This is a genomic window from Terrabacter sp. Root85 (assembly GCF_001429185.1).
Taxonomy (GTDB): Bacteria; Actinomycetota; Actinomycetes; order Actinomycetales; family Dermatophilaceae; genus Terrabacter.
The window spans coordinates 321598-338463 of sequence record NZ_LMIW01000011.1 but is presented as its reverse complement, the minus strand read 5'-3'; the positions used below and the strand labels follow the sequence as shown (position 1 = coordinate 338463).

General features: G+C 70.3%; 16 protein-coding genes. 2 read left to right on the top strand and 14 right to left on the bottom strand.

What is annotated here, in order from left to right:
- Positions 1–59: 59 nt before the first annotated feature.
- The 4 genes from ASE25_RS17720 to ASE25_RS17705 all read right to left on the bottom strand — a co-directional run bounded on the left by ASE25_RS17720 (position 60) and on the right by ASE25_RS17705 (position 4309).
- Positions 60–878, bottom strand: coding sequence for an ABC transporter permease (locus ASE25_RS17720; RefSeq protein ID WP_056826868.1), 819 nt, complete (start codon positions 876–878; stop codon positions 60–62).
- Entirely contained in the window at positions 875–2077 is a 1203-nt protein-coding gene (locus ASE25_RS17715; RefSeq protein ID WP_082622974.1) for an ABC transporter ATP-binding protein, read from the bottom strand. Before ASE25_RS17715 ends, ASE25_RS17720 begins: the two co-directional genes overlap by 4 nt.
- Positions 2078–2391: 314 nt before the next feature.
- Positions 2392–3447 carry a tryptophan--tRNA ligase gene (gene trpS / locus ASE25_RS17710; RefSeq protein ID WP_056826866.1) on the bottom strand — a complete coding sequence of 352 codons (1056 nt, stop codon included), beginning with the start codon at positions 3445–3447 and terminating at the stop codon, positions 2392–2394.
- Between the two features lie 55 nt (positions 3448–3502).
- Positions 3503–4309: an exodeoxyribonuclease III gene (locus ASE25_RS17705; protein WP_056826865.1), complete on the bottom strand. Its 807-nt coding sequence runs from the start codon at positions 4307–4309 to the stop codon at positions 3503–3505.
- 99 nt (positions 4310–4408) lie between these two features.
- On the opposite strand from ASE25_RS17705, the gene ASE25_RS17700 reads away from it, so the two are divergent.
- A complete protein-coding gene (locus ASE25_RS17700) occupies positions 4409–5419 on the top strand; it encodes a MauE/DoxX family redox-associated membrane protein (RefSeq protein ID WP_056826864.1) in 1011 nt (336 codons plus the stop codon).
- 113 nt (positions 5420–5532) lie between these two features.
- Here ASE25_RS17700 and ASE25_RS17695 read toward each other — a convergent pair whose 3' ends face one another.
- The 8 genes from ASE25_RS17695 to ASE25_RS17660 all read right to left on the bottom strand — a co-directional run bounded on the left by ASE25_RS17695 (position 5533) and on the right by ASE25_RS17660 (position 14097).
- Entirely contained in the window at positions 5533–6087 is a 555-nt protein-coding gene (locus tag ASE25_RS17695) for a hypothetical protein (protein ID WP_157623487.1), read from the bottom strand.
- Positions 6088–6258: 171 nt separating this feature from the next.
- The gene (locus ASE25_RS17690) at positions 6259–6609 is read right to left on the bottom strand and encodes a hypothetical protein (RefSeq protein WP_157623486.1); all 351 of its coding nucleotides are present in this window, start codon (positions 6607–6609) and stop codon (positions 6259–6261) included.
- 5 nt (positions 6610–6614) lie between these two features.
- Positions 6615–7247, bottom strand: coding sequence for a hypothetical protein (locus ASE25_RS17685; protein WP_157623485.1), 633 nt, complete (start codon positions 7245–7247; stop codon positions 6615–6617).
- A 137-nt stretch (positions 7248–7384) separates the two neighbouring features.
- A complete protein-coding gene (locus tag ASE25_RS17680) occupies positions 7385–8536 on the bottom strand; it encodes a glycosyltransferase (protein WP_056826860.1) in 1152 nt (383 codons plus the stop codon).
- Positions 8536–9555 carry a glycosyltransferase family 4 protein gene (locus ASE25_RS17675; RefSeq protein ID WP_056826859.1) on the bottom strand — a complete coding sequence of 340 codons (1020 nt, stop codon included), beginning with the start codon at positions 9553–9555 and terminating at the stop codon, positions 8536–8538. Before ASE25_RS17675 ends, ASE25_RS17680 begins: the two co-directional genes overlap by 1 nt.
- Positions 9552–10694, bottom strand: a complete 1143-nt coding sequence (locus tag ASE25_RS17670; protein ID WP_056826858.1) for a glycosyltransferase family 4 protein — start codon at positions 10692–10694, stop codon at positions 9552–9554. Before ASE25_RS17670 ends, ASE25_RS17675 begins: the two co-directional genes overlap by 4 nt.
- The gene (locus ASE25_RS17665) at positions 10691–12061 is read right to left on the bottom strand and encodes an O-antigen ligase (RefSeq protein WP_082622968.1); all 1371 of its coding nucleotides are present in this window, start codon (positions 12059–12061) and stop codon (positions 10691–10693) included. The genes ASE25_RS17670 and ASE25_RS17665 overlap by 4 nt, the downstream gene beginning before the upstream one ends.
- Positions 12058–14097, bottom strand: coding sequence for a glycosyltransferase (locus tag ASE25_RS17660; protein ID WP_235508737.1), 2040 nt, complete (start codon positions 14095–14097; stop codon positions 12058–12060). Before ASE25_RS17660 ends, ASE25_RS17665 begins: the two co-directional genes overlap by 4 nt.
- A 114-nt stretch (positions 14098–14211) precedes the next feature.
- Here ASE25_RS17660 and ASE25_RS17655 point away from each other — a divergent pair, with 114 nt between their 5' ends.
- Positions 14212–15618 carry a polysaccharide biosynthesis tyrosine autokinase gene (locus ASE25_RS17655; protein ID WP_056826857.1) on the top strand — a complete coding sequence of 469 codons (1407 nt, stop codon included), beginning with the start codon at positions 14212–14214 and terminating at the stop codon, positions 15616–15618.
- 32 nt (positions 15619–15650) lie between these two features.
- Here ASE25_RS17655 and ASE25_RS17650 read toward each other — a convergent pair whose 3' ends face one another.
- Together ASE25_RS17650 and ASE25_RS17645 are read right to left on the bottom strand one after the other, a co-directional pair.
- On the bottom strand, positions 15651–15950 hold the full coding sequence (locus ASE25_RS17650; protein ID WP_056826856.1) for a PqqD family peptide modification chaperone: 300 nt from the start codon (positions 15948–15950) through the stop codon (positions 15651–15653).
- Positions 15947–16840: a nucleotidyltransferase family protein gene (locus tag ASE25_RS17645; protein WP_162260620.1), complete on the bottom strand. Its 894-nt coding sequence runs from the start codon at positions 16838–16840 to the stop codon at positions 15947–15949. Before ASE25_RS17645 ends, ASE25_RS17650 begins: the two co-directional genes overlap by 4 nt.
- Positions 16841–16866 lie beyond the last annotated feature (26 nt).

Genomic DNA, 16866 nt, shown 5'->3' with positions numbered 1-16866 from the left:
TCGCACCGCCGCGACGGCCGCGCCCTCAACCGATCGTCACCCCGAGAGCGGGGTTGGCCTCAGATCACGTCCGCGAACGACCGCTCGAACCGCTGGAAGACGAGCAACCCGGCGAAGAGAGCCCCTGCGCTGACGATGACCGCCCCGGCCAGCTGCCACACCGGCGGCGGCGCCGTGCCGAGCAACGACCAGCGGATCCCAGTCAGCAGCCAGCTCATCGGGTTGAGATCGAAGAAGATGCGGTACTGCTCGGGAACGGCTTCGAGCGAATACGCCACGGGCGTCGCATACAGCCCGATCTGGACCAGCCAGGGCAGGACGTACGCCACGTCCCGGTAGCGCACCATGATCGCGGAGGCGGCCAGTCCCAACCCCAGACTCAGGCAGAGGGTGCACAGGACCCAGAAGGGAAGGGCGAGCGCCGCGATGCCCGGGTTGACCCGGAAGGCGACCAGCAGAACGACGCCGAGGACGAGGGCCACGACGAAGTCGAGGATGACCGACAGGATCGTCGACGCCGGGACGAGGATGCGTGGAAAGAACACCTTGGACACGAGCGCCTGGTTGGCGACCAGCGAAGGGGCGGCCCGGTTCAGCACGCCGGAGAAGAGATTCCAGCCCAGCATGCTGATGTAGGAGAACAGAAAATACGGCACCCCGTCGGTCGAGAGACCTGCGATCCGGCCGAAGATGATGGAGAAGATCCCGGCCGCAACCAAGGGTTGCAGGATCACCCAGGTGACGCCCACAGCCGTCTGCCGGTATCGGAGGAGGACGTCGCGCTGGCCGAAGCGAAGGAAGACCTCTCGAGCACCCCAGAGCTCCTGCCAGTGCGGGAGACTCAGGCGCCCGGGTGGTGTGATGACGACCTTGCTCATGCGTGCACCTCGTAGTCGAAGTCCAGCAGGACCGCACCGTGGCCGGTGGCCTCGGGTGAGGTCAGCTCCGGGTAGGGCAACGACGGCAGGATGTCGAACGTGGCCGAGCCTTCCCATGAGTCCAAGATGCCTGACGCACACACGAAGACGTCGATCGAGTAGCGGCCAGGCTTCATCCACAGGTGGCGGATCGACAGCCGAAGACGCTGCTCACGGTCCGCGTCCAGGTAGCGGCCGACGAGGCGGGAGTCGCACTGACCCACGACGTTCCCGTTCGCGTCCGTCAGGTGCGCCGAGACGAAGTAGGTGCCGATGAAGTCGTCGGTCGGACCGATGCGAATGTCGACCAACTTGTCATCGTCGACGGAGAAGGTCTGACTCGTCGGCACGACCTCGAGGATGCGAGGCACGTCGTCACTCAGCCCCTTCCGCGCCTGCGTCTCACGAGCGGCATACTCCTCGTAGCTGCCGCGATAGCGCTCGATGACGTCGGAGACACCGCCCTGCAGCTGGAGCGTGCCGTGCTGGAGGAAGATCGCCGACGTGCACAGCGACTCAACCGTCTGCATCTGGTGACTGACGTAGAGCACGGTTCGTCCGTCGTTGGCGACGTCACGCATCTTGGCGAGAGACTTCCGCTGGAACTCCGCGTCTCCCACGGCCAGCACCTCGTCGATCGCCAGGAGCTCCGTGTCCAGGTGCGCAGCCACCGAGAACGCCAGCCGTACGTACATGCCCGAGGAGTATCGCTTGACCGGCGTGTCGAGGAAACGCTCCACCCCCGAGAAGTCGACGATCTCGTCGAAACGCCGTCGGATCTCGTTGCGCCGCATCCCGAGCAGCGCCCCGTTGAGGAAGATGTTCTCGCGACCCGTCAGTTCCGGGTGGAAGCCCGTGCCCACCTCGAGCAGGCTGCCCATGCGACCGGACAGCTCGATCCTTCCAGCCGTCGGTGCCGTGATCCGCGTCAGGAGCTTGAGCAGCGTGGACTTGCCGGCGCCGTTTCGCCCGACGATGCCGACGGCCTCTCCCCACGGGATCTCGAAGGACACGTCCGACAGTGCGGTGAAGTCCTCGTAGTCCCCGCGTCGAAACGGGTGACGCAGTCGCTGGGCCACGGCCTCGGTCACCCGGGTGACCGGTGCTGCTCGATGAGCGATGCGGTAGGACTTCGACAGTCCTGCCGCACGAATCGCCATGTCCGTGCTCACGCTGCGCCCCCGATGTTCTGTCTGTGATGTCGACGTTCGTCGACATCAGGCGTGCTCGCGCGATCTTCCCGCGACCCCGTCGGCGCAGTGGCGACCTCGCACACCTGGTGGCCAGTGCCGACAATCGACCCAGTGCGCAGGTGGTCGGAGATCCTGTCGCACCGGGTGGGACGAGTCACTGGAGGAGGCCTCGGTGCAGCGCCCCGAGCCCTGACGTGCCGTGCGGGAGGTCGGCTCGCGCCTTGAGCTCCCCTGTCTGCGTCACGGTGGCACCCTACCCAGCGCGGGTGGGCACAGCGTGGTTATCCCACGTTCCGACCGAGGACCGGGAGGAGGCCGACCTTGTCGTAGACGCGGCGGACCGTCGCCTCGGCGACGGCGCGGGCCCGCTCGGCGCCGTCGGCGAGGATGCGGTCGAGCTCGGCGGGGTCGGCCATGAGCTCGAGGGTGCGGGTGCGGAACGGCGTCACCGCCTCGACGACGACCTCGGCGACGTCCTTCTTGAGGTCGCCGTAGCCCTTGCCGGCGTACTGCTCCTCGAGGATCGCCACCGGCGTGCCCGACAGGGCCGAGTGGATCGAGAGCAGGTTGGAGATGCCCGGCTTGTTCTCCTCGTCGAAGCGGATCTCGCGCTCGGCGTCCGTGACGGCCGAGCGGATCTTCTTCGCGATGCGCGCGGGCTCGTCGAGCAGGCTGACGAGCCCGGTGTCGGAGGCGGCGGACTTGCTCATCTTGGCGGTCGGCTCCTGGAGGTCCTGGATCTTGGCCGTCGCCTTCATGATGTGCGGCTCGGGCACGACGAGCGTGTCGCCGAAGCGCTGGTTGAAGCGGCCGGCGAGGTCACGCGAGAGCTCGAGGTGCTGGCGCTGGTCCTCGCCCACCGGGACGACGTTCGCGTCGTAGATGAGGATGTCGGCGGCCTGGAGCACGGGGTAGGCGAAGAGGCCGACGTTGGTGTTGGTGCCCTTGGCCGACTTGTCCTTGAACTGCGTCATCCGGCTCGCCTCACCGAAGCCGGTGAGCGTCCCGAGCACCCAGTAGAGCTCGGTGTGCTGCGCGATGTGGCTCTGGACGAAGAGCGTCGAGCGTGCCGGGTCGACGCCGCCGGCGATGAACTGCGCGGCCGTGATGCGGGTGCGCTCGCGGAGCACCTCGGGATCGGGGGCGACCGTCAGGGCGTGCAGGTCGGCGACGAAGTAGAAGGCGTCGTGAGTCTCCTGCAGGCGCACCCACTCGACCAGCGCACCGATGTAGTTGCCGAGGTGGAGCGAGTCGCTCGTCGGCTGCATGCCCGAGAGGCTGCGCGGGGTCGTGGTCGGGAGGGAGGGCGTCGAGGACATGGGTGCATTCTGGCCCATGAGCGACCGGGGGCCCCAAACCGGTCCGCGCCGAGCCGCCTCCGACGACGCGTCGTCAGACGGGCTCGAGGGCGTAGTCGGCGACGACCGGCGCATGGTCGCTCCAACGCTCGGCATACGTCGGCGCCCGACCGACGAAGACGTCGGTGACCGTGGCTGCCACCCTGCGCGTGGCCAGCTGGTAGTCGATGCGCCAGCCCGCGTCGTTGTCGAACGCCTTGCCGCGCCAGGACCACCAGGAGTAGGGACCCGCGACGTCACCGGCATGGCGGCGCTGGACGTCGACCCACCCGCCGTCGGCGAACCACCCGTCGAGCACGGCGCGCTCCTCGGGCAGGAAGCCCGCCTTCTTGAGGTTGCCCTTCCAGTTCTTGAGGTCGGCCTCGCGGTGCGCGACGTTGAGGTCGCCGGTGACGAGGACGAGCTCGTCGGCCTCGGCCGCCCGTCGCATGCGCTCCGTCATGGCCGCGAGGAAGGCCATCTTGACGTCCTGCCTCTCGGTGCCCGCCTCGCCGGTGTGGACGTACGCGGAGACGACCGTCAGCGGTCCAGCGGCGGTGACGACGTCGGCCTCGACCCAGCGGCCCTCGTCGGCGAACGCGCCGTCGATCCCGACCCGCACCGCCGTCTGGGGCTCGCGCGTCACGACGGCGACGCCGGCACGTCCCTTGGCCGCACCCTCGGTGTGCGCCACCGACCAGTGCGCCAGGCCGGCGTCGGCGAGCACCTTGGCGAGCTCGACGTCGTCGGCCCGCACCTCCTGGAGGCAGAGGACGTCCGGCTCCGCCTGCTCGAGCCACGGCACCAGGCCCCGCCTCGCGGCTGCTCGGATCCCGTTGACGTTGGCCGTGACGACGCGCATGGGCCCGATTGTGCAGGAGGTGACCGACGCCGGGCCCTCCGCCCCGTGGGATCACCCGATCACCCCCGGTGGTATGCCGTCCCCTGCCTAGAATGCGACGTGCCCTCCGACGCCCTCGCCCTCGCGCCCGTCATCCTCGCGGTCGTCCTCGTCGTCAGTGCGGTCGGCAAGCTGCGCTCGCCGAGCGCCTCGGCCGAGGCCTTCCGGGACCTCCGCGTGCCGGCGCCCCTGCGCGGCCGCGTCGTCGTCGAGGGACTGCCGTGGGGCGAGCTGCTGCTCGCCGCCCTGCTCGTGCTCGTCGGTGGCCCGGTGGGCATCGTCGCCGCGGTGGCGGCGCTCCTGCTCTTCACGGCATACCTCGGGCTCGTCGTTCGGGCCTTGGGCTTCGACGAGGACGTGGACTGCGCGTGCTTCGGGGAGTTCGCCCCCGGACGGATCACACGTCGCACGGTCGTGCGCAACGCGTGGCTCGTCCTGCTGGCGGTCCTGGCCGTCGTCGTTGCGGCACAAGGCTCCTCGGTCGCGGCGCGGGTGGCGGACGACCGGCTGCCCTGGTGGTGGCTGGTGGGAGCGGGTGTCGCCGCCGCCACGACCTACCTCATCGTCGGCGCCCCGAGCCCAGCAGCGCCTGCCGCGGGCGACGTCCCGGACGACGAGAGCGGTGACTACCTCCGCACCCGGACACCGGCGGTTCCAGTCAGCCTGTCCGACGGCTCGACGACCAACCTCAGGGCCCTCAGCGTGGAGCGGCCCCAGCTGCTGGTCTACGTGTCGGAGATGTGCGGCTCGTGCGAGGAGGTCATCACCTCGGTGCCGGAGTGGCGAACCCGTCTGCCGCTGCTCGACGTACGCCTGGTGACACGGATGGCGGCCGGGCACACGCATCTGACGTCCCTCGAGGAGCCGCTCACGGTCCACGACACCGAGGGTGCCTTCTCGGACACCTTCGGACTGGCCACACCCTCGGCCCTGCTGCTGGGGGTCGACGGTCACCTTGCCGGCGGACCCGTGACCGGCAGCCTGGCGGTGCCCGAGTTCGTCGCAGACATCGAGGCAGAGCTCGCCGCCGTGACTGCGCCCGAGATGGATCCGTCCGACGCCGCCCGCTGACTGCGGCAGGACAAGCAGCCAGGAGAAGCCAACGCACGCGAGCAGGGCCCGGATCCACGAGGATCCGGGCCCTGCTCGTCAGTCGTGTCGTGCCTGGTGCGACTGCGCTCGGATCAGGCCGCCGGGCTGCAGACCGGGTTGCCAGCCGGGATCGGGACGAACTCCTTGGTGTTGCAGGAGCCGCCACCGTTGGCAGTGATTGGCGGCGTGCTGAGGATCGGCGTGGAGATGAGCACCGGGGTGGCGTCGAGCGCCACACAGGTCGAGCACTCGAACCGCTGGTACCTCAGGCTGAACGACGAGTTCGAGCTGTTCTCCTGGCTGTTGGTGTAGACGAAGATGCGCTGGCTCGCACCGTCGGGCGTGCAGAACGTGGCGCACGTGCCAACCGCACCAGCCGGCGTACACGCCGGGCACGTGCAGCTGCCATTGGTGCTGGAGAAGACGAACGCCTGGAAGCCCGACACCGGATTGTCGTTGATGCGGACGTCGGAGATGACGGTGACACCCACTGTTGGGCCGGGGCCCGGCTGGTTAACGGCAACGAGCTCGAACACGTACCCCTTGAAGATCGAGGACGAGGCGCCGGGCAGCTTGCATGCAGCTCCGCTGAAGCTCAACGGACCCGCTGAAGCGGCGACGGTGGGCGCAGCCCCGGCGACCACCACCGCGGGAACCGCCCAAGCGGCACCCTTGACGACCGAGCGTCGGCTCGGAGGCGCCGAATCGACGCCGTGATTGTGTGACATGTATGAATCCCCCACTCGATGACTGAAAACCCCCAAGTGCTTCGTCAATGTACCCGAACCAGACGTCCGCGATGCCGGGAATCAGGGACGTTAGGCCCCCGCCGGCTCATCACGATCGAACGACGTCCCGATTGTCTCTTTTGTACCCTGACCTGCACTAATGACCTCAGCGGAGAGCAACGCGAGGACCGATTCACGAACCCTCTCGGTCAGCTGCCCACCGGGGGGTTCGCCCATTCGGTCGAGCAGTTCGGCCTCCAGTTCCTGAAGGGTCAGCCCCGCGCCGATCGCGTCGAGAATCTCGAGCCCGAGCGGCGACAACCTCACCACGCGGCCCCATGGGTCCCCCCCGACGAGGACGAGGGTGCCTTCGTCCGTCGTGAGCTCGTCGACGAACTCTCGACACCGCAGCGGGGTGGACGGGTCGAGCTCGGGATCCATGCTGCTCACCGACGCCTCCCCAAGACGTCACGCACGACGGGTTCGAGGTCGATGGCATCGTGGTAGCGCACCCTCCTCAGGCCGCCGACCGACTCGACGAGCCGGGCCAGCCGGTGCAATGGCTTGTCGAGCTGGGCCAACGCCGACGTCTCTGGCGCGAGCAGCACGAGAGCGTCGAGGAGAGCCACGTGCTCGACGACGACGGCCGCACCCGACGTCAGATCGCGGCGCAGGATGACCATGCCAGCCAGCCACGGCTTCACCGTCGGCCCGTGGAGGCCGAGGTCCGCCGGCGACATCTCGTCCTTGAGATCCGGGCTGTCCGCACGACGGACGGACAACGGTTTGCAGTACGTCTCTATGCCGAGGTCGCCGTCGACACCGACGGTCTCGTCTGAGACGTAGCCTCGGCCACGACCCAAGGTCCTGACCACCGTTGTCTTGCCCGTGCCGCCGGGGGCAACCAACGCGATCGTTGCACCGCTGGTCCGATCACACAGCGCCCCCGCATGGAACATGGTCAGCTCACCGACGCGAGCCGTGATGGCCCGTCGGGTGACGAGCTGGGTCAGCTCTTGCAGAGCCGCGGCCAGCTCCGGCTCCCCTGAGCCGGCCGGGACCGAGGGGGCACGAACCACCGGCGCGTCGTCGGCCGGCGACACTAGACAGGCTGACCAGGCCCGGTGGGCAAGGCTCCGCAGTCGAACGTCCTCGACCTCGATGGCCAGAGTGGCGCCCAGGGCCCGGACGTGGAGAAGCTCGGTGGACAGATGTGTCATGAGCCGACCCCGTGCTCCCGCACTCTCTCGAGAACCTCGGCGACCTGCTCGACGCGGCGGGACCAGTCGGCGTCGGCCGACGGCGCGGAGTCCAGCACCGGTCCATTCACCTGGCCGGCGCTGGCCACACCCGCCACAACGGCCGACACGAAGGTCTCGTGGTCGGCGACCGTGACCCGCTGGTCGTCGACGTCACGGAAGCCGGCGACCGGCGTCGCGACGACCGGACGGCCGGCAGCCTGGTACTCGTAGAGCTTGATCGGGTCGAGGCTGTCGGTGAAGGGAGTCACGACGTGCGGCACGACGAGCACGTCGGCGTGCTGGAGGTAGGACGGCACGTCGCCGCTCGGTCGCGCGCCGAGCATCAAGACGCCCGCTGACTCGAGGCGCGAACGCTGCTCCGTCGCAAGCGCATTCGGCCCCACGAGCACCAAGTGGCCGGTCCCTTCGAGAGCCCGCGCCGTGGCCGCACAGAGGTCGACGTCGAGGCGGTCACCGTGCAGGGTCCCGACGTAGACCGCCACGGCCCCCTCTGGAAGGTCGGCGGGTCGGTCGTGGTCGACGAGGTAGGCCGCCGAGTCGACCCCGTTGGGCACGAGAGTCACCTTCCGGCGCTGCCCCTTGCTCGCCGCGAGGGCCGGGGAGCAGACGACGACCTCGTCGCACCGAGCCAACAGCACCTGTTCCTGCGCGATGACCCGCTCGGTCTCGGCGGTCGACCGCTCGGCGAGCGTCCAGTCGTCGGTGACGTCGTAGAGCGAGCGCCACGTCGTCGCCTCGACCAGCAGCGCGCCGCTCGGGTCGTTGACCCAGAGGACCGGGTCGGCCATGTCGAGCGAACGGGCGGTCCGGAGCACCTGCCGCGCCCAACGCTCGTCGACGCGGCGGTCTACCCGGCGGGGCAGCCACTTGGTGGGCTCGAGGAGCCACAGCGCCTCGGGCCGTATGCCGTCGAGCGACGGCCCGGGACGCAGCCCGCGGCCGAGCCTCGGCTGGCTGGCGCCGAGGGCTGCGTGCAGCGGGTCGGTCGCCGGCTCGACGAAGAGCACCCGGAGGGTGGGGTCGCGGCGCAACAGGCCGGCGACGAGATGCTGGTTGCGTCGCCACACACGGTCCCACGCCTCGAGGGAGGTCACGACCAGATCCATCACAGCACCCCTCGATAGACGGCCCGGGTCTCTCGTGCCTGGTGTTCGGGCGTGAAGCAGGTGCGCTGGGCGCGTTGGAGGTCGGCGGCATAGGCGTCCCGGCGGCGAGGATCAGCGACGAGAGCGGCCAGCTGCCGTCCCGCACTCTCATGGTCGCCCGGTGCGTGCAGGGCCGCGCCGTCGACGGCCCCGACCGTCTCGAGGTGTCCTCCGGCGTCGACCGCGACGACGGGAAGGGCTGCTCCCATCGCCTCGAGAACCGTGAGGCCGAGCCCCTCGACGCGACAGGGGGCCAGGAGCACACCTGCGCGCGCCATCAGGTCCGGCACATCGCTCCGGTGACCGAGGAAGCGGGTTGAGTCGGCCAGGCCGAGGTCGGCCGCCAGGGAGGCCAGACGCCATCGCTCGGCGCCGTCCCCGGCGACGTCGAGGCGCCAGCCCTGCGACGCGACCCCCGACGCGGCGAATGCCCGCAGCGCGACGTCGGAGTCCTTCTCGAGCTCGAGCCGCTGGACGAGCAGCACCACCCTCTCGCGCTCAGCGGCCGTGGGCGTCTCGGGACTGCCCTCGACGCCCGGGTGGATCACGACGCTGGCCCCCGCGATGCTGTCCGCCACGTAGCGGCTGATCGCGATCTGAGCGTCGACCCGGCGTGCGGCCAGGGCGGCGGCCACGCTCGAGACGGGGTTGCTCCCCCGACTCCTGGCGAAGTGCCGGGTCACCACCAGCGGGACGTCCACGCCCAGCAGCGCTGTGGCGCAAGCGATCTCGGCGGCCGTCATGTGGGCGTGCACCACGTCGGCATCGACCGCCCAGCGCCGGACGGCGCTGAGGACGTCGGTGACGGTCGCGGCCGGAAGGGTGCGTACGGCCGGACCTGCGGCAGCCGGCATACGGTGGGTGTCGCCTCCGATGACCACGACCTCGTCACCAGCGGCAGCCTGGGCGCGGGAGAGCAGAGCGACATGGCTCTCGACGCCGGCGAACCCGTCCGAGCGGATCGCGTGCAGAATCCTCATGAGGCCTCTCGGCCTCGTCCCGGCCCGTCACGCAGGCCGTCCAGCAGCTCGACGTAGCGGGCGGCGACATGGGCCCACGTGTGCTGTTCGGCAGTCCGGCGAGCCGCCTGACGCAGGGACGGACGGTCGGCCCCGGAGAGCAGGTCGAGCGCCTCGGCCACGCTGGTGGCCGACCGTTCGACGAGGTAGCCGTTGACCCCGTGCTCGACGACATCGGGGATGGAGCCGGTGCGGGTGCCGATGACGGGAACCCCCATGGACAACGCCTCGAGGACGACGAGCGGCGACGCCTCATAGGCGCTGGGCAGGCACAGCACATCAGCCGCGCGCAGCCAGGGCCTCGGGTCACGGCTCGGACCGACGAAGGTGATGCGGGCCCGGTTGCGGACGGCGGCCGCCCGCGACTCCATGCCGGCGACGAGATCCGGTGACCCGCCCACAACGAGGAGCCGCACCTGGTCAGGGCACTGGTCCAGCGCGTCCACGACGAGGTCCAGTCCCTTGCGCGCGTACTCGTGCCCGATGAAGACAGCCAGCACGTCGGTCTCGGTCAGCCCCAGCGACTCCCGCTCTGCGCGCCGCTCGTCAGCGGATGGCGGGACGAACTCGGACGTGTCGACGCCGTTGGTGACGACGGCGGTGCCCGGCCGCAAGGACGGGTGCAGCTCACGCAGGAGCCGCTGGTCCTGGTCGGAGAGGTTCACGACGAGCCGGTGGGTGGCGGAGGTGTAGCGACGCCTGTCCCGCACCGTGGTGAACAGGTGCAGGGGGTTGCGCAGGATCCGGTACCAGTACGCGCCTCTCGACCGCATCGCGGCCTGGACGAGTCCGTGGTTGACGTAGATGTCCCCAGCGAGGACGTCGTTGTGGCACACGGAGACCGTTTCGGGGTGGTCGGCGAGATAGCGACGCGCGCGGCGCGTCCCGACGGACGAGAACCACACCACCCTGGCCAGGACCGCGAGCCGACCCTGCAGACCGCCCCGAGGTGTCGGCAACCACGCGCCGCCCGACTCCGCGAGGGTGAAGCGCTCGACGGTGACCCCCGTTCGCCGCCACTCCTGCTCGAGGTGGTGAGCCACGGAACCCACCCCGGTGCCGGGCCCGATCTCGGGCGCGATCTGCACGATCGTGGTCACCGAGCGGCCCCAGGGGTCTGCAGCAGTCCGGCGGGGTGCGGAGCCCCAGTCGGCTCGGGCGCTCGGACCTCGGTCGACTCGCGCTGCTGGGAACACCATTTCGCACCGAGGCACAGGCCGAGGACGAGGAACGGGAGCGACCCCTGCACGGCGGACCAGAAGAGGTCGAACTGGCCCTGGACGATCCGTGACACCAGAACGGCCACCGCCAGGGACCCGTAGGCCGGGTCCATCCGCCACGCGACCCGCAGTGCCACGACCATGAGGAGGACGAAGGCGGCGAGGCCCACTGCCCCGGCCGATGTCAGCACCTCGATCTCGGCGTTGGGCGGCTGGAACTGGAACGGGAACCGGTCGGTGTACCACCAGCGCAGCCCGACGCCGAACCACGGGTCGGAGGACCAGACGGTCATCGAGTCCTGGAACCACGTGAGGCGCTGGAAGACCGAGTTGAACTGGTTCCCGGACTGCACCTGGTCCTGCACGAGGTTCGTCACGAAGAGAACCAGCGGTGCGACGACCAGGAGCACGAGCTTGGACCGTCGTCGATCGGTCCGCGAGCGCAGGACCAGGACGAAGACCGCCGCGACCAGACCGATGACCGCCTGCCTCGACTGGGTGAGCAGGACAGCCGTCAGCATCATGCCCATGAGGACGAAGGACCACCTCCGATTGATCCCGGCCCACGCGGGCCGCGCATAGACCATGACCGCCCCCATCGCGCAGACCGTGCCCGCGAAGTTCTTGTGCATGCCATACGGGAAGCTCGGGTAGACCGGGCTCAGGTCGCCGTTCGCGATGTGTATCAGACCCTCTGCGACGGTGATGGTCGCCAGGACGGCGATGGTGCCGATGAGCAGGCGGAGACCGGTGCGGGCGTGACCGTTGGCGCCGACGGCCCATCCGACGAGAAGGGATCCGGACACGAGCATCCAGGCGTGCGCCCATTCGACGGCGTTCGCCGTGTACGGGTTGTTGACGACCGTGATCAGCGTGGCGAACTGGTACACCGCCGAGGCCCAGAGGACCGCACGCATGCCGGCGGAGAAGGGCCGCTTGGCGAGAAGAAGAGCTGGGACGGCGGCCGCTGCGAGGGCGAAGTCCGAGAGCGAGAGGTCGACCCCTCCGCCGCCGACGCGGAGGACGACGAGGAGCAGGGGTAGCACGGCGAGCGGGATGAGACCGGGTTGCACTGCCGTCACACCCATCGCGAGCACGGCGACGGCGAGGATGATCGCTGCGTCGGGCGTCGTCACGGCGAGACGTCCTACGACGGCGACGAGGGCGACGCCGGCGAGCACCAGACCGATGCGGGTGAGCAGGTCGGTCGTGCCGGTGTGGAGGAGACGTTCCGGGATGATGCTCACGACGTGGCCACCCGTCCCAGCTCGTCGAGAGGCACGGACGGAAGGTCGCTGCGTGCGGCGCGGGCGGCGCGGCCGGCGCGGGCGTCGCGGGGCCGTTCCTCCGACCGTGCGGGACCCGCGAGGTAGAGGTGTAGGCGGGCACGTGCCGCGCGACGCCGGTCTCCCCGCAGCACGACCCCTCGCGCGGCAGAGCCGACGACCTGCCCGGCACGCCCGACCTGCCAGCCCACGCTGCCGAAGTGCTTTCGGAGATAGATCTCCTGCGCGGCGTGGAAGTGGCCCTCACGCCGAGCGGGGTCGGTGCTCGTCGCGGCACCCACATGGGTGGCACGCGCTGCCGGCACGAGCGCGTGCCGCCAGCCGAGCAGGACCGCGCGGCGCGCCCAGTCGGTCTCCTCCGCATAGAGGAAGAAGCGCTCGTCGTCGAAGGGACCGACGTGGTCGAGGGCCTCGCGGCGCAGCAGCAGCACCGACCCGATGACGTAGCGGTTGCGTCGCAGGCGGCCGAGTCCGGCGGCCTCGACCCACGTCGCCAGCGGCGACGGGAAGGGCCACTCGACCCGCGCGGGCGTCCCGGTCGCGTCGACCTGCGACGGTCCGACGCTCGCGAGGTCGGGCGCCGCGAGCAGGGCCGCGCGCAGGGCGGCGATGTCGTCAGGGTGGACCACCGCGTCGGGATTGACGAGCAGGACGTCGGAACGCGGGTCGACCCGCCGCAGCGCCTCGTTGACCCCGGCCCCGAAACCCCCGTTGCGACCCGGGTCGACGTAGTGGGCCCCGGCGGCCTCTGCCACGGCGCGCACGGCGGGCGACGAGGAGTTGTCGACGACGGTGACCGACAAGCCGCGCAGCGGCGTCAGGGCCCCGCCGAGCAGGTCGGGCTGGCCGTACGCGACGACGACGACGTCGAGTGGTCGGTCGTGGGAGTCGGTCTCGCGAGACCACCGCTTCGTCGCGGCGCGGTACATCGTGTCGTGCTCCGCGGCGATGCGGTCCCACGAGGACGCCGCCGCGCGCTTCAGCCCGGCCGCCCGCAGCCGCCGGGCGACGTCGGTGTCGTGCACGACCTCGCTGATCGCCTTGGCGAGCTCGGCGACGTCGCCCTCGGCGACGACGAGAGCGGCATCGCCGACGACCTCCGGCAGTGCGCCGCTGTCGCTGACGACGACCGGGATGCCGCAGGCCATCGCCTCGAGCGCGACCCGGCCGAACTGCTCGACCCACGAGGGGGTCGTGAGCGACGGGACGACCAGGACGTCGAGCGAGCGGTAGAAGTCGGTCAGCGCCTCAGGCGCCAGCGCGCCGAGGAGCTCGACGCGGTCGGCGATGCCGAGCCGCTCCGCAAGGTCGACGAGGGCGTGCCTCTCGGGTCCGTCGCCGGCGAGGCGTACGCGCACGGCGGGCTCGAGAGCGACGGCGCGGAGCAGCACGTCCGCCCCCTTGGCGGCGTCGAGTCGACCGGCGAACCCCACGACGGGCACCTCACGGGGCGTGTCGGCATACGCCGCCGGGGTGAAGGCGGTCAGGTCGGTGCCGAGGTCGACGGTGCGGGCGCGACCCGGGAAGCCCTTGCGCTCGGCGATGCGGCCGGCCGCGTCGTTGCAGACGTTGACGCCGCTCGCGTGGCGCAGCGCAGCTCGCTCCAGCCACCGGAACGGGACCGGGTAGCGCTTGTCGATGTTCTGGGCCGAGTAGAGCAGGTAGGGCGCGCGCTGGCGACGCAGCCACCGGAGCAGCAGCACCTCGCCGGTCGCGAGGGCGAAGGGCTCTTCGTGGATGTCGATGACGTCGACCGGACGACCGAGGGCCCGCCACAGCGGGCGCGGGTCGTAGAGGAAGAGGGCCGGGTGCGAGCCGACAGTGCGCGCCGGCACGACCGGCTCGTCGGGGCGCACCGACAGGGCGACGCGGCGGCCGCCCTCGGACCACGCCGCAGCCGACACGATGTCGACCCGGTGGCCGAGGCGTCGCAGGGCGCGCTCCCGCCCACGCCACGCGTCGACGACGGCGCTGTGGGACACGCGCAGTGCCCACATGACCACTCACCCCTCTCCCCGTGCCGTCCCCGGATGTCTCCGACTCGGCACAACCCCTTGGATGATATGGGAGGATCGCCGCACGTACTGTCGAGTTGGGCCAGGGGGGGCAAAGTGACGTTCCGGGAGTTCCTGGGCGTTCTGGGGGCACGGTGGCGCATCATCGCGGTGAGTCTGCTCGCGGTGGTCGCGGCGACCGCTGTCCAGACGATGCTGACCCCTGCCGTCTACACGTCCAGCTCGAAGATCTACCTGCGGGCGACCACCCCGGCGAGCGCCACCAACAACAACCAGGTCGCGACCTACGCCGTCTCGGCAGGCGACCTCGGCACCTACCTCGAGGTCCTGACCTCACCGTCGGTCATGGATCCCCTGCGGACCCGGCTCGGCCTGCCTGCGGGATTCCCGCTGTCCGTCTCGGGCGACGTCTCTCAGACGTCCAACATGATGACGATCACCGCGACCGGTGGGGACCCCCAGCTCGTCGCGCGAGTCGCCACCGAGGCGGGCCCCGTGCTGGCCGACGTGGCCAAGAAGTTCTCCCCGCTTCTCGCCTCGAATGGTCAGGCCGTCGAGGCCGACACCATCGTGCCGGCCTCTGTTCCGGCTGACCCCACGTCACCCAACGCCAAGCGCAACCTCATGCTCGGCGCGCTCCTCGGCCTCGCGCTCGGCGTCGGCCTCGCGCTGCTCCGGCACACCCTGGACACCAAGGTGCGCACGGAGGAGGACATCAAGGCCTTGTCGAAGCGGCCCATCCTCGGCGACATCCCGATGGTGAAGTCGGTCAAGAACGGCCTGCTCTCGCTCGAGAGCGACCCGCACGGACGGCACGCGGAGTCGATCCGCCGCCTGCGCACCAACATCCTCTTCGTCGATGTCACGACCGGTGGGCACTCGTTCGTCGTCACCTCGTCGGTGCCCGGTGAGGGCAAGACGACGACGACGATCAACCTCGCCCTCGCGATGGCGGACGCCGGATCCAAGGTGCTGCTCATCGACGGCGACCTGCGCAACCCCTCGGTCGCGAGCACGATGGGTCTCGACGGCTCGTTCGGCCTGACCACCCTCCTGCTCGGTCAGGCGGACACCGACGACGTCATCCAGCGCTGGCGCGAGACCACCCTCCACGTGCTGCCAGCCGGCCCTGTGCCGCCCAACCCGAGCGAGCTGCTCGGCTCCGAGCCGATGGAGGTCCTCTTCGGCAAGCTGTCCCACGACTACGACTTCATCCTCGTGGACAGCCCGCCCGTCGTCCCGGTCATCGACGCCGTGCTCATCAACAAGCTGACGCACGGCCTGATCATGGTCGTCGGCGCCGAGCGGACGAAGAAGCGCGACCTCGCCAGCGCGGTCCAGTCGCTCGAGACCGTGGACGCCCCCGTCGCTGGTTTCGCCCTCAACATGGTGTCGGCGGGGTCCTCGACCGCTCATCGCTACGGCTACTACGGCTACAACCGCGACGCCGACGTCAAGCCGAGCCGTCGGGCCAAGCGCTCGCAGGCCAAGCACCACTCCTGATCCACCGCGCCCGACCTCAGGTCAGGTGGGGCTCAGGCCCTGGTCGGCGGGTCGGCGTCGCCACCCAGCGGCACGAGCAGCTCCCGCGCGCTCAGGTCGGCGACGAAGGCCCGGACGTCAGCCGTGATCGCGTCCTCGGGCTGTCCGACGAGCTCGGCGACACGGGCCACCCATCCGGTCGCGGGAGCCGTCGTGGCCTCGGCCCAGATCAGGGCCGCGGCACCGTCGAGGACGAGGAGCGGGCCGCCGGGCAGGCGTGCGACGTAGACGGACATCCCGTCGTCGCTCACGGTGACCCCGGCGTCGGGTCCGGGACGGTAGGCGGCCCTCACCGCCGGCTCCGACGGGCGAGGCGGGAGACCTGCTCCCTCAGGCCTCGCGCCGGTCGGCCGAAGAACTCGGCCACGATCTCTGCGCGCGACACGGGGCGTCCACGCACGATCGTCAGGTGCTCGACGTTGACGAGCACCGAGCGCGACGCGACGGTCAGCTTGGCGCGCAGGCCCCGGGCCGCCCGCACCCTGGCGCGCCACTCCTCCATCCGGGTGCCCCCGCGCGCCGCGACGCGCCAGAGGTCGTATGCCGGGTCGTCCCGATGCTCGTCGAGGGTGCCGGTGATGACCGAGAAGGCCAGACCGGCATCGAGCCGCCCCACCCAGTCGAGAACACGGTCGCGAGCAGCGTCGTCGGCCGATGTCCAGAGCCACTCGACGTCGTTGGCGGCCTTGGCATCGCTGCCGCCGCGGGCGGCGTGCAGGAGTAGGACGACGGCTTGCGCATCGTGCGACGGCACCGGGCAGTCGATGCCGCCCAGAACCTTCGTGGTGCGCTGGGACCACAGGGTGTCGAAGGCCCGCTCGGGCGTGGGACCGGTCCCAGGATAGATGCGGTGCAGGTCGAGCAGTCCGAAATCCTGGTGTCGCAAGGTCGCCGAATGCTCGAAGGACGATCCGTAGACGAAGGTGTTGATGAGCTCCCAGCCATGGCGAGGCAGCTCGTCGAGCAAACGACGCACGTGCGCCGGACGGGCCAGCACGTCGGCATCGGAGTAGCCGCGCCCCGGCACCAGGGTCGGATCGAGTGCCGCACCCTTGACGTGCAGCAGGTCCGCTCCGCACCGGTCGGCGATCCACTGAACTGATGCGTGGGCGAAACCGATGCGTACCTCGAGGGGCACAGTGGCACCCGCAGAGGGGGCCCCCGTCGCCTCCTGGGTTGCCATCGAGCGAACCCCCATAGACTGCAAGC